29 protein-coding genes are annotated in these 19,880 nt (G+C 56.8%); 11 read left to right on the top strand and 18 right to left on the bottom strand.

Annotated features, from left to right (window positions below):
* Positions 1-601: 601 nt before the first annotated feature.
* Together ACYSMN_RS03115 and ACYSMN_RS03110 are read left to right on the top strand one after the other, a co-directional pair.
* Entirely contained in the window at positions 602-1,342 is a 741-nt protein-coding gene (locus ACYSMN_RS03115; RefSeq protein WP_488922380.1) for a hypothetical protein, read from the top strand.
* Positions 1,343-1,464: 122 nt separating this feature from the next.
* On the top strand, positions 1,465-1,947 hold the full coding sequence (locus ACYSMN_RS03110; RefSeq protein WP_488922379.1) for a hypothetical protein: 483 nt from the start codon (positions 1,465-1,467) through the stop codon (positions 1,945-1,947).
* Positions 1,948-2,265: 318 nt separating this feature from the next.
* Here ACYSMN_RS03110 and ACYSMN_RS03105 read toward each other — a convergent pair whose 3' ends face one another.
* Together ACYSMN_RS03105 and ACYSMN_RS03100 are read right to left on the bottom strand one after the other, a co-directional pair.
* On the bottom strand, positions 2,266-2,787 hold the full coding sequence (locus ACYSMN_RS03105) for a hypothetical protein (protein WP_488922378.1): 522 nt from the start codon (positions 2,785-2,787) through the stop codon (positions 2,266-2,268).
* A 28-nt stretch (positions 2,788-2,815) separates the two neighbouring features.
* Entirely contained in the window at positions 2,816-4,126 is a 1,311-nt protein-coding gene (locus tag ACYSMN_RS03100; protein ID WP_488922377.1) for a C39 family peptidase, read from the bottom strand.
* 156 nt (positions 4,127-4,282) lie between these two features.
* On the opposite strand from ACYSMN_RS03100, the gene ACYSMN_RS03095 reads away from it, so the two are divergent.
* Positions 4,283-4,720, top strand: a complete 438-nt coding sequence (locus tag ACYSMN_RS03095; RefSeq protein WP_488922542.1) for a Tn3 family transposase — start codon at positions 4,283-4,285, stop codon at positions 4,718-4,720.
* The gene (locus ACYSMN_RS03090; RefSeq protein WP_488922376.1) at positions 4,617-4,877 is read left to right on the top strand and encodes a Tn3 family transposase; all 261 of its coding nucleotides are present in this window, start codon (positions 4,617-4,619) and stop codon (positions 4,875-4,877) included. The genes ACYSMN_RS03095 and ACYSMN_RS03090 overlap by 104 nt, the downstream gene beginning before the upstream one ends.
* Before the next feature lie 188 nt (positions 4,878-5,065).
* On the opposite strand, the gene ACYSMN_RS03085 is transcribed toward ACYSMN_RS03090, so the two are convergent.
* On the bottom strand, positions 5,066-5,704 hold the full coding sequence (locus ACYSMN_RS03085) for a hypothetical protein (RefSeq protein WP_488922375.1): 639 nt from the start codon (positions 5,702-5,704) through the stop codon (positions 5,066-5,068).
* 98 nt (positions 5,705-5,802) lie between these two features.
* A complete protein-coding gene (locus ACYSMN_RS03080) occupies positions 5,803-6,840 on the bottom strand; it encodes an HNH endonuclease (RefSeq protein WP_488922374.1) in 1,038 nt (345 codons plus the stop codon).
* Between the two features lie 313 nt (positions 6,841-7,153).
* Between ACYSMN_RS03080 and ACYSMN_RS03075 the strand changes: the two genes are divergently transcribed.
* A complete protein-coding gene (locus tag ACYSMN_RS03075; RefSeq protein WP_488922373.1) occupies positions 7,154-7,774 on the top strand; it encodes a DUF4304 domain-containing protein in 621 nt (206 codons plus the stop codon).
* Positions 7,775-7,962: 188 nt separating this feature from the next.
* On the opposite strand, the gene ACYSMN_RS03070 is transcribed toward ACYSMN_RS03075, so the two are convergent.
* The 9 genes from ACYSMN_RS03070 to ACYSMN_RS03030 form a co-directional block, all read right to left on the bottom strand.
* Entirely contained in the window at positions 7,963-8,847 is an 885-nt protein-coding gene (locus tag ACYSMN_RS03070) for an RNA ligase family protein (protein ID WP_488922372.1), read from the bottom strand.
* A gap of 75 nt (positions 8,848-8,922) precedes the next feature.
* Entirely contained in the window at positions 8,923-9,597 is a 675-nt protein-coding gene (locus ACYSMN_RS03065) for a PD-(D/E)XK nuclease-like domain-containing protein (RefSeq protein ID WP_488922371.1), read from the bottom strand.
* Between the two features lie 51 nt (positions 9,598-9,648).
* Positions 9,649-10,359, bottom strand: coding sequence for a hypothetical protein (locus tag ACYSMN_RS03060; protein WP_488922370.1), 711 nt, complete (start codon positions 10,357-10,359; stop codon positions 9,649-9,651).
* A gap of 67 nt (positions 10,360-10,426) precedes the next feature.
* Entirely contained in the window at positions 10,427-10,681 is a 255-nt protein-coding gene (locus ACYSMN_RS03055) for a hypothetical protein (RefSeq protein WP_488922369.1), read from the bottom strand.
* Between the two features lie 3 nt (positions 10,682-10,684).
* A complete protein-coding gene (locus tag ACYSMN_RS03050) occupies positions 10,685-10,999 on the bottom strand; it encodes a DUF3846 domain-containing protein (RefSeq protein ID WP_488922368.1) in 315 nt (104 codons plus the stop codon).
* 53 nt (positions 11,000-11,052) lie between these two features.
* Positions 11,053-11,241 (bottom strand): SymE family type I addiction module toxin, encoded by a 189-nt coding sequence (locus ACYSMN_RS03045; protein ID WP_488922367.1) that lies wholly within the window; start codon positions 11,239-11,241, stop codon positions 11,053-11,055.
* Positions 11,242-11,293: 52 nt separating this feature from the next.
* Positions 11,294-11,590 carry a hypothetical protein gene (locus ACYSMN_RS03040; protein ID WP_488922366.1) on the bottom strand — a complete coding sequence of 99 codons (297 nt, stop codon included), beginning with the start codon at positions 11,588-11,590 and terminating at the stop codon, positions 11,294-11,296.
* Entirely contained in the window at positions 11,577-11,870 is a 294-nt protein-coding gene (locus ACYSMN_RS03035) for a hypothetical protein (protein WP_488922365.1), read from the bottom strand. The genes ACYSMN_RS03040 and ACYSMN_RS03035 overlap by 14 nt, the downstream gene beginning before the upstream one ends.
* Positions 11,863-12,234, bottom strand: coding sequence for a hypothetical protein (locus ACYSMN_RS03030; RefSeq protein WP_488922364.1), 372 nt, complete (start codon positions 12,232-12,234; stop codon positions 11,863-11,865). The genes ACYSMN_RS03035 and ACYSMN_RS03030 overlap by 8 nt, the downstream gene beginning before the upstream one ends.
* A gap of 178 nt (positions 12,235-12,412) precedes the next feature.
* On the opposite strand from ACYSMN_RS03030, the gene ACYSMN_RS03025 reads away from it, so the two are divergent.
* From ACYSMN_RS03025 to ACYSMN_RS03000, 6 genes are all read left to right on the top strand, one after another.
* Positions 12,413-12,802, top strand: a complete 390-nt coding sequence (locus ACYSMN_RS03025; RefSeq protein ID WP_488922363.1) for an SLOG family protein — start codon at positions 12,413-12,415, stop codon at positions 12,800-12,802.
* Positions 12,803-13,555: 753 nt separating this feature from the next.
* The gene (locus ACYSMN_RS03020) at positions 13,556-14,002 is read left to right on the top strand and encodes a M15 family metallopeptidase (protein ID WP_488922362.1); all 447 of its coding nucleotides are present in this window, start codon (positions 13,556-13,558) and stop codon (positions 14,000-14,002) included.
* Positions 13,995-14,453, top strand: coding sequence for a hypothetical protein (locus tag ACYSMN_RS03015; protein WP_488922361.1), 459 nt, complete (start codon positions 13,995-13,997; stop codon positions 14,451-14,453). The genes ACYSMN_RS03020 and ACYSMN_RS03015 overlap by 8 nt, the downstream gene beginning before the upstream one ends.
* A 53-nt stretch (positions 14,454-14,506) precedes the next feature.
* A complete protein-coding gene (locus ACYSMN_RS03010; RefSeq protein WP_488922360.1) occupies positions 14,507-14,779 on the top strand; it encodes a hypothetical protein in 273 nt (90 codons plus the stop codon).
* A gap of 36 nt (positions 14,780-14,815) precedes the next feature.
* Entirely contained in the window at positions 14,816-15,004 is a 189-nt protein-coding gene (locus tag ACYSMN_RS03005) for a hypothetical protein (RefSeq protein ID WP_488922359.1), read from the top strand.
* 417 nt (positions 15,005-15,421) lie between these two features.
* Positions 15,422-15,877 carry a hypothetical protein gene (locus tag ACYSMN_RS03000; RefSeq protein WP_488922358.1) on the top strand — a complete coding sequence of 152 codons (456 nt, stop codon included), beginning with the start codon at positions 15,422-15,424 and terminating at the stop codon, positions 15,875-15,877.
* Positions 15,878-15,952: 75 nt separating this feature from the next.
* Here ACYSMN_RS03000 and ACYSMN_RS02995 read toward each other — a convergent pair whose 3' ends face one another.
* Genes ACYSMN_RS02995 through ACYSMN_RS02975 form a run of 5 tightly spaced genes read right to left on the bottom strand, consistent with a single transcriptional unit; the run spans position 15,953 to position 19,873 of the window.
* Positions 15,953-16,699, bottom strand: coding sequence for a DUF6882 domain-containing protein (locus tag ACYSMN_RS02995; protein ID WP_488922357.1), 747 nt, complete (start codon positions 16,697-16,699; stop codon positions 15,953-15,955).
* A gap of 46 nt (positions 16,700-16,745) precedes the next feature.
* Positions 16,746-17,177 (bottom strand): hypothetical protein, encoded by a 432-nt coding sequence (locus ACYSMN_RS02990; RefSeq protein WP_488922356.1) that lies wholly within the window; start codon positions 17,175-17,177, stop codon positions 16,746-16,748.
* A 25-nt stretch (positions 17,178-17,202) separates the two neighbouring features.
* Entirely contained in the window at positions 17,203-17,991 is a 789-nt protein-coding gene (locus ACYSMN_RS02985) for a hypothetical protein (RefSeq protein ID WP_488922355.1), read from the bottom strand.
* Complete coding sequence (locus tag ACYSMN_RS02980) at positions 17,988-18,794, bottom strand: hypothetical protein (RefSeq protein WP_488922354.1); 807 nt, start codon at positions 18,792-18,794, stop codon at positions 17,988-17,990. Before ACYSMN_RS02980 ends, ACYSMN_RS02985 begins: the two co-directional genes overlap by 4 nt.
* Complete coding sequence (locus tag ACYSMN_RS02975) at positions 18,791-19,873, bottom strand: PAAR-like protein (protein WP_488922353.1); 1,083 nt, start codon at positions 19,871-19,873, stop codon at positions 18,791-18,793. The genes ACYSMN_RS02980 and ACYSMN_RS02975 overlap by 4 nt, the downstream gene beginning before the upstream one ends.
* Positions 19,874-19,880 lie beyond the last annotated feature (7 nt).

Here is a 19,880-nt window from a genome sequence, read left to right as displayed (position 1 = left end):
TTCAGCTATGATTACGCGGCCCGCCAAGTTGGCGGGCCGTTGCTTTAGGTGGCGCACCATGTTGGGCAGCAGGTCGGGACGGATGACCAGCTCCAGCGGGCAACTAAGACGGGCGCGTTCCAGGTTCAAGAAGGTGTAGCCTGCGCAAGTGGTGTACACGCGGGCCACGATAGCGCGCATATGCACGTAGCGGCCCGGCTGACGGGCTGCCTTAGCCGCTGTAAGAGGTGGTTCAGAGCCTGATGCGGCGCAGAATAAACGATTCAAAGGCAGCGGCTAACTAGCAAAATAGGCGAATCAAGAGGACGGTGTCATACCTAAGCCATACTCTAGCTATACTCTAGCTACGAGGATGGTGGGGGCCAAATGGGAAAGATAAGTAACACTGGCTCCTAGATACTGATACTATTTATTTCATAAAAAGAATATATTTCTCATATTTGTATAATAATCGGCTTCTTTATGTGAGCATTGGGCCAGTCTTGCTGATGGGCAGGACAATCAAAAGAAAATCGAGCGGCTTTGCTGGGGTGGGTGCACCTGGTAGGAGTCGGTAATGAAAGCAGCTACAGTCTCATTTTTCATTCTTACCCCTACTACTATGGCACGTCAGACTGGCGTAATCCAAATCAGTGGCACCGTGGGCGGCGTCGTTTTCGCGAAGGACGGCACGGTGCGCCAAAAACAGGGCTCGAACAAGAGCCAATTCAACTCGTCCGCTTCGATGCAGCGGGTACGAGAAAACGCCAGCGAGTTTGGCACGGCGGCCAAGGCCGGCAAACTGGTACGCGACGCCCTGCGGCGCGTGGTGGTGCTGGCTTCCGACCGCCTGATGGTGTCGCGCCTGGCGCAGAAGATGAAGGAAATCCTTAATCTGGACGAGGACTCTGACCGTGGTGGCCGGCAGATTCTGCCGGAGAACTTGTCGGCACTGCTGGGCTTTGACTTTAATGCGGGCTCGGCCTTCTCCGGCACCTACTACGGCAGTGTGCAGGCAACGCTGGACCGGGCCACCGGCAATCACTTGGTGAGCATAGGGGAACTGAACCCGGCCCGTGACGTGGCCGCTCCACAGGGCGCCACCCACTACCGCATTACGGCGGCCGTAGGAGCGGTTAACTTCGAGACGGGCACCGCCACTAGCGCCGAAGCTAGTACGGAGGAGTTGCCGCTGAGCAACGCGGTGCGGCCGGCCGAGGCATTGCAGCTGGTGCGGACTGCCGCAGCCGATGAGTCGTTGATTGTGGCGGTGGGTGTGGACTTCTTTCAGCAGATGAACGGCAAGTTCTACCCCCTGAATTCCAATGCTTATAACGCGCTGAGCGTGGTGGCAGTGGGGTAGTGCTTTAGAAGGTGGAGGTGAGAGCTTGGAACTGAGAATCGCAGAACGGCTCCAGGGGCAGGCTCTCACTTTCGCTTCGTCATGCTCCTACTTTCTCATTTCTAACATTTAGGTTTTTAACGATGGCAACTCTCACTCCTTACCAACGCCAATTTCGCGTCCGCATGAAGCGGGCAATACGACTGCGGGCCTCAGCCGATGCAAAGGCCCGGCGTTATGCACAGAAGCTGGCGGATGCTATCGGGGCCGCCGAAGACGCGGCCATGCAGATGAACGCCCTGAACCAGCTCTACAACGTTGACGTGAGCACTTACACGCTACTCACACAGGCGCTGCACGCCAACAGCGGACAAGAAGTGCTGCTCGACCATCTGGCCCAGAGTACACCTGGAGAGGAACTGGTACTGTACAACCAAGTTCCCGACGGGAACGGCGGGCAGCCACTGCCGGATAATCCATTGTTTGGGGAACGGGGAGCGGGCACGCCCATCATCGTGCCGCCAGCTCAAACGGATACCAACTTGGTAAAGCTGTCAGCTAAGGTGCCGCCGTCTCTTAGCACCAATGAGCAATCTGCCGCATCACCCGAGGCCGAGCAGGAATAAGCTGTGTACCTAGATAAAAGGTATAGAAAAGGCCAGTCCATCTTATGGACTGGCCTTTTAAGTAGAAGTAGATTCTGCCGTTCGGCGCCACAGTGACACTCAAGAAAACCCACTGGTCGCCGGCGGCAGCGCGGGGCCTTTTCGTAGTAGTTGAGCGTAAAACTTAAGCCAGTAGCGGCGCGGTAAGGTACACCGAACGTCGGCAGCCGTTAGTGAAGTAGCACTTGGAACAGGCCTACAAGTATTTGCCATACCCTGACGACCCGAAAACGGCTAGAACGAAAGAGGACTGAGCCACTTTAAGGCAACTAGGCGTGCTTACCGAATCATTATGGTTCCAGGGGCTCTTCTGGAATTATCTGCGTTGGGCTTTGCGAGTTGAATAGCTAGGGTAACCTCTGAAGTGTTGGGTGTCGCGGGGACGACGCGCACCTGTCCAAGAGCTTCGGGTGCAATACGCAGGGCACTTACTTGTGCTGCGGCAAGCGCCTGCCCGTCGATTACAACGCGAAAAGGACCTTGCACTCCATACTGGCGGGCTACATCAGCAAATGAGACGCTCGTGATCTTATCTTCATAATCTATATAGATTACTCCCTTTGTTGATATGTTTTTCGATAGATTGGGTGTATCCTGTCCTTTGTATATCCTCACGTTTTTAATACGCGTCGAGTTAAGAGCAGGAGTGAGACCATTAGCTATTATGTTATTGTTTACAATATATAAAGGCTCTTTTATTTCAACGTGTGTGTTGCTTGCCGTTGGCTCTTGCCCATAACTCATGTGGAAGTGGCCAATCAAAACAGCAAAGAGAAGAAACTGAAGCAGGTGATTACGCATGGCGAAAGGGATTTACAGAATACAAAAATTATCGGCAGCCCGTTATTGGTATCGCATAGTGCGCGTTCGCGAACAAGCTTGGGCCATCACCCATTGTGATCATTCCTGTAGCGGGGTCTAGGTAGTAAACAAGGTTGGGTTGATCCGACTCATAGCCCATTACAATTACACTATGCCAAACAGAAGCATCTGTACCTGAAGGTATATCAATTGCTATCGGATGGCCTGCGTCAATTGCTCCTTGATAGTTATCAACGGGAAAAAGGACGGTGGTAGTGAAAAAATGGCTTACAAAGCTGCCTATATCGTTTAAAGGTACGCCAGTGGTGAAAAAGGCACCGCCATACAGTTGCGTTGCATACGTAACCATTGCAGACTCAATCTGTTCCTTCGTCTGATTGCCTCCACATAATGCTGCCTTGACCTCTGTTAAAGAAGAGGTTACGCAACTACCCGGTGTTATCTGCGGGATCATTGAGGTTGGCATGTTGGGTATAAGCTTCGGATATCCTGACCCAGATCCACTCCCATTGTCATTGGGGTCACCACCTGGCAGCTCAGGATAATCGGTGGGCTGTAGACCACCGCCGCCACCGCCGCTGTCGTCGCCGCCGCCGTAGCCACCACCACCGTAGCCGCCACCACTTGGTGGATCACATACGTTAACTGTATAAGGCGGAGAGTGTGATATAATCACATAAGTGCACGTGCTGGTGCCTCGCGCGCTACCCCCGGCCTCTGCAGCTGTAAGGAGTTGCGGGTTACCAGGAGATACGCGCCCTTGCGTGTAGCGGCGTCCAGCGCGGAACTGATAGCGTAATGTGTAGTAGAATACGAAACCAGTAAAGTTTTGCTGAGGAAGCGCGGCGGTTGATCGACCTTGACGGTAAAGGTCGAAAAACAGGGCTTGAGACTCGGCTACTGATTGCGAGTTAGTGGTCAATACCTCAATAATGGCGGCTTTTGGTGAGCGCGCTGTACGCTGGACGAGGAGTAAATAGCGGCGAGTAAAATAGTCGCTACTGCCACCGGGAGTGAGTGCGTCGGCGAAGGGCACTAATGACACCCGCTCGGCGCCAATTTGGGTGCTAGTGAGCAATCCCCAATTAAGTTGAGGGGGGGCATCCACAGAAAAGGCCCCGGCTGGAGTAGGCAACACGGCATCGGTGAGCGTACCGCCTTGGTCTCTATACCATTGCTGAAGTTGGGCAGCGGAAAGAGGAGTTATCTCCTCAATAGAGTCTTGCTGCAACAGTTCCGGTTCTTGTGGGTTGCAACCGAAAACGCTTAATGCTAGCGTTGCGGCGGCTACGACAAGACGTAACGGGGAGTATTTCATGAATTTTATAAAGGATTTAGGTGAATTACTAGCGTATTTGCAGCTTATACCCCGCTGCTTTCTGATTCTTGCCTACAGCAAGTAGTGCCTCAAAATAAATGCGCCACGGCCGCCCATAGAGAAAATTTTGGCGAGTGGTCGTGTATAGAGGGTGAAATGCAGATAGGCTATGTGAATGGGAAAAATAATGGAAAAGTAGAAGGAAGCGACTGTTCTAAGACTGCTTGTTCAAAGGGACCACTCATTAGTGCTCCCTACGAAAGGTGGCGAAGGCACAGTGCGTTTGTAGAGCTTGGCTTGTGTAACTTATTTTGCCAATACCTGACCTATCCAGGCCTGCACTTCACCGGCCACGTGCAGCCTAGTTACATCGAAGCTCGCTTAGATGACCTGCTACGGCGAGTAGCCAGCTCCTTTAAGTTAAGCTATGTCGCGGCCTCGCTCTTTATCAGCCAGCTACAGGCCTATCCACGCCGGCACAATCTGACGTATGTCATGCAGCAATTCGGGCGGCTTATCAAACCCCCGTTCATTCTACGCCACCAGCTTAGCCAACCCTTGCACGCAAGATTCACGTTCAGTTCAACAGGGTGAGCGGCTGCACGCGCTGCGGATGTTTCTCTGGTTTGGTGGCGAAGGGCTCATCTGCCGCAAACAGGAAGAAGTCCAGCAGGAGGTGGTCAGCGCCCTAAACCTGGTCACTAACTTGATGCGGTGCCATGGGACACGGTATCTGCAACAGGTGGTGTAAACACTACGGGCCAAAGGCGTGGAAGTGCGCGACGAAGACCTAGCTCGGCTCTCGCATGCCCACTACGAACACATCAACCGCCTAGGCAAGTACACTTTCCCTCGCCAGATGGGAGTAGAGCCCAACGGGCTACGCAGCTTGCGCAAGCCGTTGGAAACGGCTTAGAGCCATTTCATCCTCCACTGCTATTAGAAGGTCCTCTTGCGCGCTTTAAGGGTGATCTCCTTAACGTACTTCTTTGAGAAACGCACCATAGCGTTCATCTTCGTGCTGTTAGCTTCATATAGCTCTCCGAGGAGCTTGACAAGTTTGGCTTTGTCGGCCTCCGTGAGCGACGCCAGTTCTGGGTCATCAGCCACCACGCGCCTTATGTCCTGACGGAGTCGACGCTTGGCGCGTTTTTCCAAGTAATCCTCGCGCTTATCGAGCACCTCAATAACATTACTGGCAATCTCAGTTAGCTTGGTAATAGCCTGGGGCAGGTATTTGAGAAACAACCACAGCACCCCGAGATTATAAGCATCGTTGTCCGAGATGTAACGCTCTATTTCAGCTACTACTGAGCCGTTGCGAATGCGCGTTAGCTCAATCTGCCGGTCGCTCTGATGCACATAGCTGCGGTACCGGGAACCGTGCAGGAGGCCGTCGACTTTGTAGATAGCGCCCAAATAGCTGGCCAGCTCGTTGACATTGATGTTTTCATCTGCAAAGCGAATAGCTAACTGCACAACGTTGTCGCCACTCACGTCGTCGGGGAAGAGTTGCGCAATGAGTTTATCTTTCATCGGGCGGGGAAGCCCGCCTGACTGGCGTTCTAAAGAATTCATGTGCAGCAAATGTGATAGACTGACTTCAATACCAGATTAACCAGAACAGAGCAATAATAGCGGGTGATGAGTTATCAGAGAGTATCAACCCGACAGGGCTATGTTATTAGGCCGGGAGCTTGCACGACCCCTTTTTGCTGGAAGCGGACATCTAGAATACGGCGCATGCGTTTGTAGCGGGCATCATGCAGATGACTGGTGTCCCAGTCAATAACAAGATAGTCCAGCAGGTGGTCGGCAAAGCGTATAGGGAGCCTCACCGGCTTGTACACCCGTCGCTTATTAAGCAAATCGTAGCAATACACGTGTTCGAACGCCGGACCACTATAAGAGTCGTTGAGGAGCACGATGACATTATGAGCGTTGTAGATCTCCACGTAGCAGTACAGCAACCCGAGTTCTGAATCCGCTTTTAAATATAGGAGGTTGGAAACTTCGTCGGGGCCCAGCTGGTGAGGCTCCATGCTGGTGGGATAATAGAACTTGGCCACCGATTGTCTCGGGTCCGCTTCGCGCAGGATGTAAATTGGGCGTTGCACTAATCCGGCATCACCGCCCCGGCTCAGGTAAAAGTTGACCGCGATTTTGATGATGCCTTTGTAGAACTCCAGCCCGCCGGTCCGGCTCTGCGTAGGGGTCCAGTTCGAGAAATAGATCAGGCCTTCTACTGGCTGTTGTAAAAGCTCGGCTTCCGCCAGCATCTTTTCAGGATTAATATCCGGGTACTGCCCCTTTTTCTGCTTGAGGTACCGAAGCGCTTTGGCCCGGACCTCCTCATCGGTCCCTGTGAACTGGTAAGCAGGCTCGTGTTTCCATTCAATGATGAGCGTGGTCTCAGGTTTAAGGTCGCCGCGAAACTTAACCTCCTCGCCGGACAGCAGCTTACCCACACTTTTTACCTCGTTACCGGTTCCCGGCTGCGCCATACGCACCAGCGGGAGGATGTAGCCCAGCTGAGCGGCCAGAGCCTTATCAATGTCGGAAGCGGGTCCATTATTACAGGCCAAGCATAGCAGATTAGGACTGGTATGACGGCCGCCCAGAGCCTCAGGAATAATATGTTCCTCAGATTTATTGGCGGCGGTTAATTTCTCGCCGCACCAATAGCACCGGCGGGCTTGATTATTAGGTCCCATAGCTTGACGGGTGGTTCTAACCAGACGGAGTAAGCGGTGACTTTCCTGGCTGGACGTTGCACACATGTAATATAAAGAGTAGTTCTGGGTTGAGACAACAGCCAGCCCGGTGGCAGCAGCAGTTGCCATCCGCACATTGATCCAGGCTCACCTGCCATTTCTCACAAAGCTTCCATCCGACCAACTCTACGGTATTGATTGGAGATTATACATTTATACAAACATATACCTTACCCTCCGTTTTCCTGAACAATGTAATGACCTTTTCCAGCTTGTACCAGGGTGCTTAAGCGTCAGCCTTTCTATGTAGGATATGACGAAGACCATTGTTCAGACACGATTTGATGCTCTGATTCGAGACGTGCTCTGGCCTCCGTTTAAGCAGCGGGGCTACCAAAAAACGGGCAGCAATTTTCGCTGGTACGACCCTACCGGCTGGGGCAAGATCGTCAACGTCCAAAAGAGCCAGTATAGCGACCGACATACCCTCACTTTTACGCTGAATACCGGACTCTACCTGCCCGAAGCGGAGCGTCTGTGGACCGGGCGCACCACGAACGAGCGATTCCTGGAGCCGGATTGTCTCATCCGAAAACGCATTAGTGCGCTAAAAAAGCTGGGGGCCGACGTCTGGTACGAGCTGACGGACGCGACGGAGCCGCAACTTCTGGCGCAAGTGGTAACCCAGGATCTTCAGGCCCATGTATTACCCTACCTGGACCGGATGAGCCGCCGGGAAGATATTCTGCACCACCTGCTCAGCGAAAGACGCCCCAATTCGCCTTTGGCCATCGAAACGGTGTATGTCTGCGGGTATTCGGTGGAAGCCCACGAGTGGCTATCCCACGAAATCACCACGACTATCTATCGGTCTCACCGCGAGCCACTGGAGATGCTTCAGCGCCGGCTGAAAAGTCTTGAGGAGAGTGGGTGAGGATGCGGCTTCGCATGGGTGCGGGGTTGCGCTACCTCCTTCGCTAGCTGTTAAAGTGTATATTATAGATGCGGGCCATACTAGGCAAGAGCGGTTTTTTAAACGATTGAATGAAAGAGCCCGGCAATTCTCACCATGCTGTTGAGAGAATTGCCGGGCTTGACTTTTGTGAATGGGCAACGTTGATATTACCCTTTGCCGCGCTGGTTGAGGGTGCGCTCGTAGTCCTCAAAGCGGATTTTGACCAGTGCGGAGCGGTCAGCGGTACGCAGGATGGCTCCTTCTGCGCGGCCGGGAGTAGCTTGGCCGAGTAGGGCGGCGTGGGTGAGCGGTATATGGTGGCGTAACCACGTTAAGACGCCCTCATGCGTGGATTCGGCGGCGGAGAGGGTGTAAGCAGGCAACGGCGGCACGGCGGGCAAGCCGACGTGGGTGAGGTAAATGGCCAACTCGGTTTCGGAAAGGAACGGTTGGCCATAGCGAATGCCGGTTGGCGTTTCAGACTCGCGCCAGATAGATAAGTCACGGATGTCGGCCTGGAGTTGGATGGCTAGAGCAGCGGCATCCGGGAAGACAGCAACATCGAAGACCCGGAACCCAACCTGCTCGGGCGGGCCGTACTGTTTGGAATTGCCGGTGACCTTACCCCCGTAGAACTCGCCGAAAAGGACGGTAAGCGGAGCCGGCTGGCCAGTGGCGGCCCCATGAGCCAGCCGCGGCAGGTGGCCTTGCTCGTCGGCGAACTGTGGGAACACGAGGCGGCGAAGCCCCTCCACAATGCCCACGGCTGGGTCAAATAAGAAGTCGCCGCTGACGGTGAGTAGGTTTTCGCGGGAGCCTACTAGATAGGAGCCATCGGCAAAGACCAGTAGGCGGGCGCTGGTGCCGTCTATCTTCTCGGTGGCCGTCAGAGGCTGGTCGAATACAGCAGGCGTCGTGAAGGTGGTTGTGAGACGGCCCCGGTCGCCAAGGGCATGGAGCGTGAGGATAGACGGGTACTTGGTCAGGGTGTTGAGCTGAGCCAGGGAGCGGGCAGCGATGGTACGGGCGTGGCTTTCGGTAGAGAATGGCATGAGTCGGATAGTTTACGGGGGTGAAGCTACTGAAAAAAGGGACCGGCCCGCTTCACTAGCGGGCCGGTGAGTAGACTAGGCTGCCTGCCTGAAGCAGGGCGTGGGCAATTGAGGGGCTGACTGGCGGGCGTAGTGGCGTAATAGGGCAGCGTACTTTTTACGTCCCTGCGCCATAAGCATAAGATTAGCACTTATCTCCACTGTCCAGAGCTCGTGCGGGGCCTTCTTCTGCACCCCAATGATGAGGAAGCGGTCGGCTTGAAGTGCGTCGAGGTAGAAAGCCGCCTGCCGGTCGTAGTCGTACTGCTCAATGGTGGCCAGGAAGTGGGTTCGGTCGCGGCAGCTGGTGGTTTTGAAGTCGATGAGGGTGAGGCGGCGGCCGGCGGGACTGCGCACGAGCAGGTCCGGCCGCACCTTCACGGGCACACTGGTCGCGGTGTGGATGGCGGTGTGCGTTAGCTCGGGGGTACCGCGGTAGAGCAGGTCGCGGCAGTAGCGTTGGCGACGCACATGGCGGGCCAGCTGCTCTAACTGCTCCCACGGGCATTTTTCATCGGTGCGGGCGTAGGTGGCGGGCTCCAGGGTGGCGGCGTGAAAGGCGGTGCCGTAGGCCAGGGCAGCCGGGCTGGGGGTGCGTAGCTGGCCAATTATCTGGGCTTTGAGGTCGGACAGGTCGGTGTTGCTGACGTGGGGCAGGCTGCGGTGCTGGGCCTGGGTTAAATCGGGGTGAGCTTGTAAATCAGTGAACATGAGTCGAGAAGTAAGGCCCCCTTCCGTATAGGGTCGGGGGCCAGTGTGTCTTTAGGCAGCTTGAGCGGTTTCCGTGATTGGGGCGGCTGGGTTTTCTCCTTCCGGCAGATCGAGCGACGCGGCTTCGGCCTTTGGTTTCTGGTAGCCGTGCTGGATGCGCACGTCAGCCGCGCCGGTGTAGGTTTCCTCACGCCAAATGGGGAAGTCCTGGGCAAACTCGCGGCGGGCCTGCACCTCGGCCGGGTCGGCTGCTTCGTAGCTGAACTCGGCAATGTAGTAGGTGGCTTTCTTGCCCTCTTTGGTCGTTTCTTTCTTGCTGGCCTGCACCTTTACTACCACATCGGCCAGAGTCAGGTCGTCGTAAAACAGCGGTTCGATGAGGCGGTACAGGTTCTCCACCGAATAGCCGTGGAACAGCACGGCGCAGATGGCGCCCTTCTCGTCGGCATAGAACAGCTCGGCCCACAGCTTGCGGCCCATGTTTAAGATGTCGTCCTGGAAGATGCGCCAAGCCAGCGGTATGAAGCGGAGCGAGTTGCCCAGCGGGGTAACACCGTTGATGTTGAACTGGCCGGCTTTGGCGTCGAAACGCACTTGGCGCGGGTGGCCAGGCAGGTACTTGAAGCGGGAAATCTGCTGCACCTCGCCGGTGGCCTCATCTACCCTATCCAGCAGATAGGACGGCCGAACTTCGGCGGGGGCGGTGGTGGGGTCGAGCACGGCGGGCGTGGCAATGGGGGGGGTGGCGTTTTTCTTAGCCATAGGGAGTAAGAGGAAAAAGAGGAAGAAGTGAATGGGGGCCAGTTGTCGGCCCGACCCCCGGTGGCCGTTAGTAGTCGGTATCGTCGTAGAAGCCTTCGGGTGCCCAAGCGGGCGGCGGCTCGTGGAAGGACTCGCCACCTTCTTCCGGCTCCTCGTGGACGGTTTGGAAGTGGCGGGCGTCGTGGATGGCCTCGCGCATGGCGGCGGCCCTGGTAGGCCGCTCGCCGTTGGCAGTAGTTGAGTAGCAGGGCTGGCGCAACTGCCAGACAAAGCCGAAGCGCGGGCAGGGCCGCACCCAGGCGCGGAACGTGGGGGCCTGCATGGCTTAGCGGAACTGCTTATCGTGGCACAGAATGACGCGGCCCACAATGCTGTCTTTGCCGCGCGCCTCCGGCTGGTACTGGTACCACAGGTAGGTAGCCAGTAGATTCAGGTAAGCGGGGTTGCGGAACTTACCTTCGTCGTCAATTATCAAAATCAACTCATCCGTGAGGCGCACCACATCTACCGTTCGACAATCGAGCAGTTCGTACAATTCGGCCAGTTTGAAGCTGCGGCCATTGCGCGGACGGATGGGTTGGGGCTCGGCGCTGTGCGGGTCGAGCAGATGGGGCTGGTAGGTAGTAGCGGTAGCGGGCATAGCGGCTGGAAGGTTAGGGCCCGCGCCTAGTCCGGCGCGGGCCGATGAGAGAATTACTTGGCAGTGATGATGAGCCGGCCGGGTTCTACCTCTACCACGGCCGTAGCACCGGGCACGAAGCCGGCTTGGGCCAGCCAATTGCCGCGCAGCACGAGCAGTGAGGTAGTAGACAGCGTGGGATGCAGGCGGCGGTAATACAGGGCCACTTTGAGGCGGCGAGATGTCGTGTGCGTGTGGGCCACGGTGCTGGGGTTGTGGGGGCCCGCGCTGGAGGCAGCGCGGGCCGGTGGCAGGTTATGACAGTTCCCAGGGGTGGGGATGGTAGTCCTCGGCCGGGGCTGGGAGCAGACCGTAGCGGTCGGCCGGGCGTAAGCGAATGATGAGCGAGGCAGCGTTCAGCGCATCGGCGGCGGCCTGGGCCTGCTCGTGGGTGGCGTAGGCGCCGGGAGCGGCCTGCTGCTGGTAGTAGCCGGGGCCGCCGGGCGTAGTGCCGGGCTGGGCCACATCGCGCACTACGGCCCAACCATTGTTGCCAGCGTACAGGCAGGCCGTATGCCAACGGCCCGCCTGCGTAACGTTACCAGCGGGCATAGTACAGGCGTAAGCGTTGCAGCTGCGCCCCTTCCGGGCTAGTATGGAAGGCCTCGGTAGCGGCCTTATAGGCGGCGCGAGCCTGCCGGTACCGCACAATGGCGGCGCGGATGCGGGCAAAGCGGGCGGGCTGGCGTGAATACTCGTCGCGCATGGCGTAGAGGGCCGAACGAGCATCAAACAAAACGGCTTGAGTGCGGGCCAACTGCTGGCGCACACCCAGGGCCGGGGCCGCCTCCCAAAGGGAAGCGGCTGGCGCGGTGAGCTGGGCGCTACGCATACCGAAGGCGGGCGCAACGGTGACGAAGGCAGCGGAAGGCGAAGCCGGGGCGGCGCAGAGGCGCGCCGGCCAGCTCCTGAGCCGCTGCAGCCAAGGCCTGGGCGGCGTAGGCTACTGCTAGAGCCCCCAATAGGCTAGGGGCGGGCTGAGCAACAGCAAAGGCCCGCACGGCGGCTGAAATGGCCTGGAAGGGGCACGCTGCCTGCCCCATGTGGCAAGCTTGGCCGATGTGATAAGAGGCCGTGTACTGCGTGCGGGTGTAGCCCTCTGGGGCTACGTAATGGCTGATAGTGGCAAAATGGGCGGCGGCCGGACCGGACCAAGCAACGGTGACGAGCTGCGAAAACTGCAAAGCGGTGAGCATGGGCTGTAGATGTTAGCCGTGGGCTGCGCCGCCGTGGCCTTTGGCTGGCGCAAAGCGTCCGGGCCTTTCCCGAACTACTATCTAAATATACGAAAAATACTCACACTATTATAAATTAAGATGCTAATTATTTTCGACTAAACGCATAAAAAGATTATAACAAAGAGTATATTTATACATGGCAAATGTTCAAAAAGTGGTAGCAGTGGTGGGCAGCCGGGGATTGGTGCACGCACCTTGCCTGCTGGCCCGGCTAGCTGAACTGCTGGCGGCTGGCGAACTGGCCCAAGTGGTGAGCGGGGGCGCGGCGGGCGTGGACAGCGTGGCGGCAGACTGGTGCCGCGCGCACGGGGTGCCGCTGCTGGTGCTGCGCCCGGACTATGCCGCGCACGGGCCGGCTGCGCCCCATGTGCGCAACGCGGCCATAGTGCAGCGAGCGGGCTTGGTGCTGATATGCTGGGACGGCCAAAGCCGGGGCACGCTAAGCGCCGCACGCGCTGCGGCCCGGCTGGGACGGCGCTGCGAGTGGCTGGCTGCCCAGCCGCCCAGCACCACGCTGGGGCTATAGATGCGGCGAGCGGCACACCAAGCCGGCGGGCTGCTGCCTGCCTTACATGCCTCGGCCGGGGGCTTGGGGGGCGGCCTGAGCGCCCCCAATAAGCCGGCCCGAAGGGCACCTTATGAGGGAGTAGCAGCCGTTTTAGGCTGCGGAGCCCGAAGCAATGCAGAGCAGCGCGGAGCATGACACGGGGGGCTTGGGGGGACGCCCCCACTGGATACTCGCCGAAGGCACCTTATCGTGGGCGGCAGAGGCGGGCCGACCAACGGAAGGCCGGCCGGGGCGGTAGGCAGTCGGTAGCGGAGGCTGGGCACTGGTGCGGTGAACTAAGCAAAGGAAACAGTGCCGAGCCGGAGCGTGGAACGAGCGGTGAGCAGGACGACAGGCGGCGCTTTTTGGGGCGCGGCCTGTCGTCCTGCGTGGGGCGGTAGCCGGCTGCTGGGGCCCGTTTTCAGGGCCTGGGCAGCTGGCGCTGGGTGGTTAGACGCTGCTGACGCACCTGGGGTCAGAAGAAATGCGCGAAGGATGGGAAGGGTGGTGACGCAGGAGCCAGTGCGTCAGCACCGAAGCGAAGCGGAGCCCTGGACAGCCTGACCCGCAGGGACGCGCCCTGAATAATGCAAAATACGAGACAATGATAACAGAACTATTAATTTCTTTATATGAGAATATAACGCATATTTGTGCATTATTCAACAATGCAACGTATTGCTAAGTATGACAGTAGCTGCAAAAAACTCTGGTCTACGTAAGGTTGTTCGGTTGACCGATACCCAACGGCAAACGCAAGCGGCTCGGCTTAAGCAAGCGGTGCCTGCCCTAGCCGCCGCTTATAGTGAGGCGTTGGGCCGTTGGATGGATGACCCGGTACTGCAGCTGGCAGGTCGACCCATTATTACGGAATGCTATCGGACGCCGGCTCGGCAGAACGAACTGTATGCGCAAGGGCGCACGAAGCCGGGGCCGATTGTGACCGACAAGCGGGGAGGGCAGTCGAAGCATAACCTCTCCCCTACCCCGGCGCTGGACGTGGCGTTTCTGCTGGCGGATGGGTCGGTGTCGTGGTTGGGGCTGCTGCTGAGCAAGTTTGCCCGGTTGATGAAGGCGGCCGATGCGCGGGTGGTGTGGGGCGGGGATTGGGCCACGTTCAAGGACCGGCCGCATTTCGAGCTGCTGACCGCCCAGAAAGGAGGGTCGGGCCGTGGCTAATCCGGTGGTGGATAACTGGGGCGTGGTCTCGTCAGTGGTTGGCGGCGCAGTGGCGGTGCTGCTGTACTTTGTCAAGAGTTGGCGCGACGTGGAAACGCTGAAAGCTACCTGCCGCACGAACGAGCAGAAGTCGGAAGCGTTGACCCTGCGCGTAGACGAGTATCATGTATTGGCGGTGGCGCGGGAGGCCAAGCTGCGCGACGAGATGCGGCTGGACATTGAGCGGCTGCGCACCGAAAACCTGGAGCAGCGCGAGACCCTGCGTCAGCAGATGACCGAGCTGGTGCTCAAGCTCACCGAGCGGCTGGGCCACATCGACAAGACGATGGCGCTGGTGGAAGAACGCACGCGCAACCTGTCGGACACCTATAAGGAGCAAGTGGAGCGCAACCGGTGGGCCGACCGAATACTGGCCCGGCTGGAACAACATAATGGCTCCGCGGGGGCCTAAGTCATCCGGGCCGCCGGGTGGCGGCCCGTTTTTCACTCAACCTTTTTTCAACTATGGACAAGAACTTAACAGTTTGGGACCGGGTAAGGCTGCCGACGCCCCGGTTCTTTCGGAAGGTGCGCACGATTGGGGCGGCCCTAGCGGTGGTGGGCGGCATTATCGCAGCAGCACCGGTGGCGCTGCCGGCAGCCGTGGTAACGGTGGGCGGATATCTGGTGCTGGCCGGCAGCGTCGCGGCGGCCGTCTCGTCGGTGGCCGTGGACCCGGATGCAGGGCCAGCGCAGCCTGTGGCTGGTTCTGGCCGCGGGGGAGCGACTTCGCTATAGCTTTTTCTCTTCTTTTCACTTTTACCTTTTCAACTGATGGCAACCAACAAACCTACTGGCGATAACGCCCGCAAAGGAGCCGTGCGCAAACGCTCCCAGACCTACAATCCGGTGACGGAGCAATACGTGAAACGGGACACGGATACCGGACGCTTCCTGGATGTAAAGGAAGACGGCGAACCTTTCAAGGGGGTACGCAAGGAGAAGAAAAAGCGGCCTACCTGACCCAGGTGAGTAATAAAAACGGCCACTCATTGAGTGGCCGTTTTCATCTTCAGGCTATGTCCCAACAATGTGTGGATCGCAAAGGCTGACAATTCAGTTATCGGCTACGAAGCCATACTTGGGCAAGGTGAGCGGCAAAGGCAGTCAGCAATAGCAGCACATACCACCAAGTAAGATTGGGACCAATTATGCCAAGTAGCAGAGCAACTTCGTAGAAGTTAGCAGGTGTGGGGGGAAGGTGTATCTTTTCCATATGCCCCGCCAAACAGAAACGCATGCCACCACGTTAGGCTTTTGGGTTAAATTTTGGCAACTTATTCAACATTACCCTTGCCATTTAACTAGGTTTGGGATCTTGTTGCTCGCCGTTTCTGCTATGATTGTGTTATTGCATAAGTATCTAAAGAATTTACTACTATGAATTCATTGCTACTCACTGTCATATTGAGCCTGCTAGGAGTTGCTGTTCAAGCTCAGCAACTCTCGCTGGGAACCTTAATTGACTTGTACAAGAAAGAACAAAGCGTTCTGGGCAAGTCGCTACAAGAGATGGGCTGGAAACTCATCAGCAAAGGTGACGGACAGGCTGGCGGAACAGTCAGTCACTGGGAAAGCCCGCAGTCGACTTTTATCTACTCTATGCAGGATGGAGACACAAAATCTTTAAAGTATATCACACGTACTTATGAGCACTATAAGGTGTTCGCGGAACGTATAGGCCTACTGAAGCTTCAAAGAACAAAGTCTTGGAACATAGGTGAATATCGCTTTTCTGAGTACGCTACTCCGGAATACACGATTATTTTAGCAATAAGCTACAAGCAGCCTAGCAAACCAGAATACTCAGTGACCATAGAGAACTTAGACAACTAGTCCCTACAAGTATCGCACATGAATGGACTCTCTTGCTCCTTACCTTAACGTTAGTAAGCTAAGTGGTGTCGTTCATTACAGCGCTATAGCTGTCTCGTCAGCCTTCAGAGCTATCAGGCGGCCGTCACCATCGAATGTAGCGGTGATCGTGCGGTCGTCTTTAGTACCGCGCACTTGCCGCCCGTTGGTTTCGGCCGTGTAGCCCTTCTGCTGCACATACGACCCGAATGCTGCCCGGTGATCAAGTGGGTAAGGCAGCTGCAGCAGCTCGGCAAAGATGGCGGCCATCGCGGCGGGAGCATCGCGGCGGTGGGCCTCCGTGCCGGGCACCTGTGGCAGTAGCACGTAGGCTATGCCGCGGCCGTAATCGGCTCCGTAATACGCATCGGCTTCACAGATGCCGGCGGCCAGCATGGCGATGAGGTGCCCATCGAGCGGCTCCTGCGAGTGACCGATACTGGTCAGCCGCTGGTGCATGTCGAGCAGTGACTCGACCGGCGCCGGTGGGGAGATGATGTCGAACCCCTCTTCATAGAGCTCGCTGATGCCTTGTGATGTCCCCAACGCCTTGAGTTGCTGCGCGGCCTGGAGCAGCTGCTTGGGCAGCGGCTGGGAGCCGGCCCAGGCCCAGAGCCAGGTGCTGCTTTGGCGCGAGACGGAACCAAGCACCTGCATGGGGAAGGCCAGATCATCGCCGAAGCCGAGCGTGCCAGCGGTGGCATCGAAGGAGAAATCCCGGTCGCCGATAATTTCACCCAGGGCGAGTTGCTTTTCCAGCGAAAGGGCGGCGTGTTGACTGTAGAGTTCGTGTAGAGGGAGCATAGGCAAGGAAAACGACGATAAAGAACAGGCCAGAGGCCAGCCGAGGCTACAAGAAAAGTGGGTGACCGGGGATGGACAAGGGGGCCTCCTGATTTGGATCCAGGGCCGACTGCCAGTCGCCGCCGCCTTGCTGCCAGTAGGCAAACGCGCCCGGCGACAAATGAGCCTGGAAATGAGCGTACAGCGAAAAGCCGTGTTGTTCCAGCACGTAGCGCCGAAAGCTGGGGTGGTCGCGGGCGGCGGGCCACCCGTTGGCGGCGCAGGCAGCCCGGCGGCGAGGCGGCAGGCCCTCCAGCCACGCGGTGAAATGCTCGGACGTGGCGGGCAAGCCCGTACCCTGAGCATAGTAGCTACTAGTGGCCGTCTGGATTTCGTAGACATACCACACCTGGGCGGATACTTCCTGCACAGTGCCATCACCGAGCACTAAAACGGGCGAATCGGCTGGAGAATCGGTGGCGAGATAGGCCTTGTGCATAAGCGTTGTGGCGTGGCTAGCCTAGCTATTGCCAATGACCTTCGCGGGTGTAAGGGAAGGTGACATTATCTGGCTTGGACGGGTCAGCGTTTACGTCCCAGTCGAACACAATGAAATAGGTGCCATTTGGCATAACAGTCCACTCAGCTCTGTTCCAATCAGGTATATAGCCCAGAATGCTAAGTTCGTAGAATTGTTTGACCAAAGCCCAGTCCTGGGTGACGTTGAATTGCTCTACCTCCTCGTCCAACAGGCTAGGGTAGGCAAAGCCTTCGAGTTTGAAGGTATCCTCGTTCCAACGTGAAATGCGCAGCACCAAGCGTTGCCAGGATGGCAAGAGCCCGGCTGTCAACGCAGGTAAGCGTTGGCTGATGCTGATGTAGAGTTGAGTCGCACGGGCATGTGAAAGTTCGCGCTGCAGAGCCCGATAACCCTCCCGCCGCTTGGCGTCGGGCATAGTGCGGGTACGCTCAAGAAAATTGCGGGCCGTTATGGCATTCTCGTCCAGCACGAAATCGACCTCAAAGGCTCCACCCAGCATGAGCGTGAAATAAAGCAGGTTCCACTCGTTGTTGCCTCCTTGCGTCGTGATGCGGTGCAGTTGCTCAATGGCGGTGACCTTATCGTCGCGTAACAAGGGCAAGCTCATAGATTGTCCTGCCTCCGTTACATAGATGCCTTCGTAGCTCTGGGTTCCTCCCTCGCCTTCACGCTCAACTCGTAGCAATGCCCGCCCGTCCTGAAAGGGTAGTTTCTCTAAAATCGCCGCCCCGAGAAAGGCATACACTTCGGCTGCAGTCTCCGTTGCCATCATGAATTAGATACAGGCTCTTGCCAATGCCCCTCACGGGTGTAAGGGAAGACCACATTGGGCGGAATCCGCGGATTTCGCATAACATCCCAGTCAAAAATGATAGAGTAAGTGCCTTCCAACAATACGGTCCACTCAACCTTATTCCATCGAGGCAGATTGACGTCTGCGCTCAACTCGTAGAACGCCTTGACCAACCCCCAATCCTGTACTACATTAATCTCTTCGGCTTCGGCAATGTCATTGTCTTGTGCAAAGCCACGCAACCTGAAAATACCCGCGTTCTGACGCTCGATTCGTAAGGTGATCTGCTGCCAAGTAGGTAAAATAGAAGCCGCTAGTGCCGGCAAGCGTTGACTAATGATAGTGTATAGCCGGGAGCTACGTGCCTGCGACAGCTCCTGCTGCAAAGCCCGGTAGCCCTCCCGCCGCTGGGCTTCGGGCTTGGTTCTGGTACGTTGGAGGGAGGCTTGTCCGGCTACTATATCCTCATCTAAAATAAAATCCACTTCAAAGCCCCCACCCGTCATGAGCGTGAAGTAGAGCAGATTCCACTCATTGTTGCCACCCTGGGTAGTGAGGCGATATAACTGTTCTACTACCGCTGGGGTGCCCGGAGGAAGGCCTACAGTCAATAACCCGGTAGTGTATCCAGTCTCCGGTACATAAACTCCTGAATAGTCCTGTCCCCCGTTAGTTTGTCGTTCAATGCGCAGGAGCGCTCGTCCTTCTGTGAAAGGAAGATTGGTCAAGATGGCTTGGCTGAGCCAAGCATACACATCGGCGGCAGTTAGCGTTTCGGTCATGCGTTAGGCAAGGGATTTATCCGTAAGTCTCCTTCAGTCCAAACTTTTGTATGCAGGGTAGTGGGACGCATAGAGAAATCACGCTTAGCTGTTCTTTTATAACCGCCATACTTTTGCGTTCCAGGCTCCTCGGGTGGATATTCAAAGTCGTATTCCACGTACACATGGTCGCCTGCTTCTAACGCTCTTGCTTGTCGTTCTTCCATAGCAAACCAGTTGTCATCATTGGGGTGCGCCTGCGACTGGTTCTGCTTTCGGTGCATGGGCACGTAGTTGATGTGCAGGCCAGTGCCACCAAAGCGAGTGCCGAAGATATGGCCACCATCATCCACAAATTCCAGCTTTTGATTAGGTAGGCGCGAGTCAGGTACGTAGTGCGGATTGGGTGCACCAGGCTTAGGCAGTATCTTTTGCTGTTTGGTGCGCGTGTCTTTAACGTAGTTCGGATTAGGCCAGCCGTCCTTGTAGCGTACTGATTGCTGCTGAGCGTAGTCTTCCCGTTGCCCGGTGGAGGGTGGTGGGGGCAAGACGCCTTTCGCCTGTACTACCTTACCATGAGCATCGGTGACATAGAGGTAATTGCCAACCAGAAACTGCGTATTGGCTGGCAGCGTAGCAGGGCTGTTGAGCTGGGTTTCCGCGGCCGTAATTCCCTCTTGCGGCCGATAAATTACAATGTTGCTAGGTACAGATGGCGTGGGCGGCACAGGGGCCACAGGTCCGTCATAGCTGACTATGTTCTGACCGGGATTAACCACAGAGATTCCGCCACCGAAAGTACAGCGACAAGTAGAGGAATCCAGCAGCACCGGCAACAGCATTCCTTGTCCTTGTGTGTGCACGCCTTGCCAAGGCAGGGGGAAGGGCATACAGGGTACGACGACACCACCGGCGGCGGCCGTAAGCAGCGTACACTGTGGCCCAAATGGCAGAATGTTGAGCAGGGGAATAAAATCGGTCTGCCGGCCTACAAACTTGCCATCAATGTCCCACATCGGGTTGATGGCCACAAACGCGCTGTTGGTCTTGCCTTGGTCGCATTTGAGTTGAGCACCCATGACGACAAAATACTTATCCATCGTGTGG

The organism is Hymenobacter sp. M1-2, from assembly GCF_057808495.1.
Note: the sequence above shows the minus strand (reverse complement) of the source record. Positions and strands in the feature narration are given on the sequence as shown.

What these genes read in the sequence shown, in the direction of transcription:
- ACYSMN_RS03115 (WP_488922380.1), top strand. Translation starts at nt 602, where the DNA reads ATGGCACGTCAGACTGGCGTAATCCAAATCAGTGGCACCGTGGGCGGC.
- ACYSMN_RS03110 (WP_488922379.1), top strand. Translation starts at nt 1,465, where the DNA reads ATGGCAACTCTCACTCCTTACCAACGCCAATTTCGCGTCCGCATGAAG.
- ACYSMN_RS03105 (WP_488922378.1), bottom strand. Translation starts at nt 2,787, where the DNA reads ATGCGTAATCACCTGCTTCAGTTTCTTCTCTTTGCTGTTTTGATTGGC.
- ACYSMN_RS03100 (WP_488922377.1), bottom strand. Translation starts at nt 4,126, where the DNA reads ATGAAATACTCCCCGTTACGTCTTGTCGTAGCCGCCGCAACGCTAGCA.
- ACYSMN_RS03095 (WP_488922542.1), top strand. Translation starts at nt 4,283, where the DNA reads ATGCAGATAGGCTATGTGAATGGGAAAAATAATGGAAAAGTAGAAGGA.
- ACYSMN_RS03090 (WP_488922376.1), top strand. Translation starts at nt 4,617, where the DNA reads ATGTCATGCAGCAATTCGGGCGGCTTATCAAACCCCCGTTCATTCTAC.
- ACYSMN_RS03085 (WP_488922375.1), bottom strand. Translation starts at nt 5,704, where the DNA reads ATGAATTCTTTAGAACGCCAGTCAGGCGGGCTTCCCCGCCCGATGAAA.
- ACYSMN_RS03080 (WP_488922374.1), bottom strand. Translation starts at nt 6,840, where the DNA reads ATGGGACCTAATAATCAAGCCCGCCGGTGCTATTGGTGCGGCGAGAAA.
- ACYSMN_RS03075 (WP_488922373.1), top strand. Translation starts at nt 7,154, where the DNA reads ATGACGAAGACCATTGTTCAGACACGATTTGATGCTCTGATTCGAGAC.
- ACYSMN_RS03070 (WP_488922372.1), bottom strand. Translation starts at nt 8,847, where the DNA reads ATGCCATTCTCTACCGAAAGCCACGCCCGTACCATCGCTGCCCGCTCC.
- ACYSMN_RS03065 (WP_488922371.1), bottom strand. Translation starts at nt 9,597, where the DNA reads ATGTTCACTGATTTACAAGCTCACCCCGATTTAACCCAGGCCCAGCAC.
- ACYSMN_RS03060 (WP_488922370.1), bottom strand. Translation starts at nt 10,359, where the DNA reads ATGGCTAAGAAAAACGCCACCCCCCCCATTGCCACGCCCGCCGTGCTC.
- ACYSMN_RS03055 (WP_488922369.1), bottom strand. Translation starts at nt 10,681, where the DNA reads ATGCAGGCCCCCACGTTCCGCGCCTGGGTGCGGCCCTGCCCGCGCTTC.
- ACYSMN_RS03050 (WP_488922368.1), bottom strand. Translation starts at nt 10,999, where the DNA reads ATGCCCGCTACCGCTACTACCTACCAGCCCCATCTGCTCGACCCGCAC.
- ACYSMN_RS03040 (WP_488922366.1), bottom strand. Translation starts at nt 11,590, where the DNA reads ATGCCCGCTGGTAACGTTACGCAGGCGGGCCGTTGGCATACGGCCTGC.
- ACYSMN_RS03035 (WP_488922365.1), bottom strand. Translation starts at nt 11,870, where the DNA reads ATGCGTAGCGCCCAGCTCACCGCGCCAGCCGCTTCCCTTTGGGAGGCG.
- ACYSMN_RS03030 (WP_488922364.1), bottom strand. Translation starts at nt 12,234, where the DNA reads ATGCTCACCGCTTTGCAGTTTTCGCAGCTCGTCACCGTTGCTTGGTCC.
- ACYSMN_RS03025 (WP_488922363.1), top strand. Translation starts at nt 12,413, where the DNA reads ATGGCAAATGTTCAAAAAGTGGTAGCAGTGGTGGGCAGCCGGGGATTG.
- ACYSMN_RS03010 (WP_488922360.1), top strand. Translation starts at nt 14,507, where the DNA reads ATGGACAAGAACTTAACAGTTTGGGACCGGGTAAGGCTGCCGACGCCC.
- ACYSMN_RS03005 (WP_488922359.1), top strand. Translation starts at nt 14,816, where the DNA reads ATGGCAACCAACAAACCTACTGGCGATAACGCCCGCAAAGGAGCCGTG.
- ACYSMN_RS03000 (WP_488922358.1), top strand. Translation starts at nt 15,422, where the DNA reads ATGAATTCATTGCTACTCACTGTCATATTGAGCCTGCTAGGAGTTGCT.
- ACYSMN_RS02995 (WP_488922357.1), bottom strand. Translation starts at nt 16,699, where the DNA reads ATGCTCCCTCTACACGAACTCTACAGTCAACACGCCGCCCTTTCGCTG.
- ACYSMN_RS02990 (WP_488922356.1), bottom strand. Translation starts at nt 17,177, where the DNA reads ATGCACAAGGCCTATCTCGCCACCGATTCTCCAGCCGATTCGCCCGTT.
- ACYSMN_RS02985 (WP_488922355.1), bottom strand. Translation starts at nt 17,991, where the DNA reads ATGATGGCAACGGAGACTGCAGCCGAAGTGTATGCCTTTCTCGGGGCG.
- ACYSMN_RS02980 (WP_488922354.1), bottom strand. Translation starts at nt 18,794, where the DNA reads ATGACCGAAACGCTAACTGCCGCCGATGTGTATGCTTGGCTCAGCCAA.
- ACYSMN_RS02975 (WP_488922353.1), bottom strand. Translation starts at nt 19,873, where the DNA reads ATGGATAAGTATTTTGTCGTCATGGGTGCTCAACTCAAATGCGACCAA.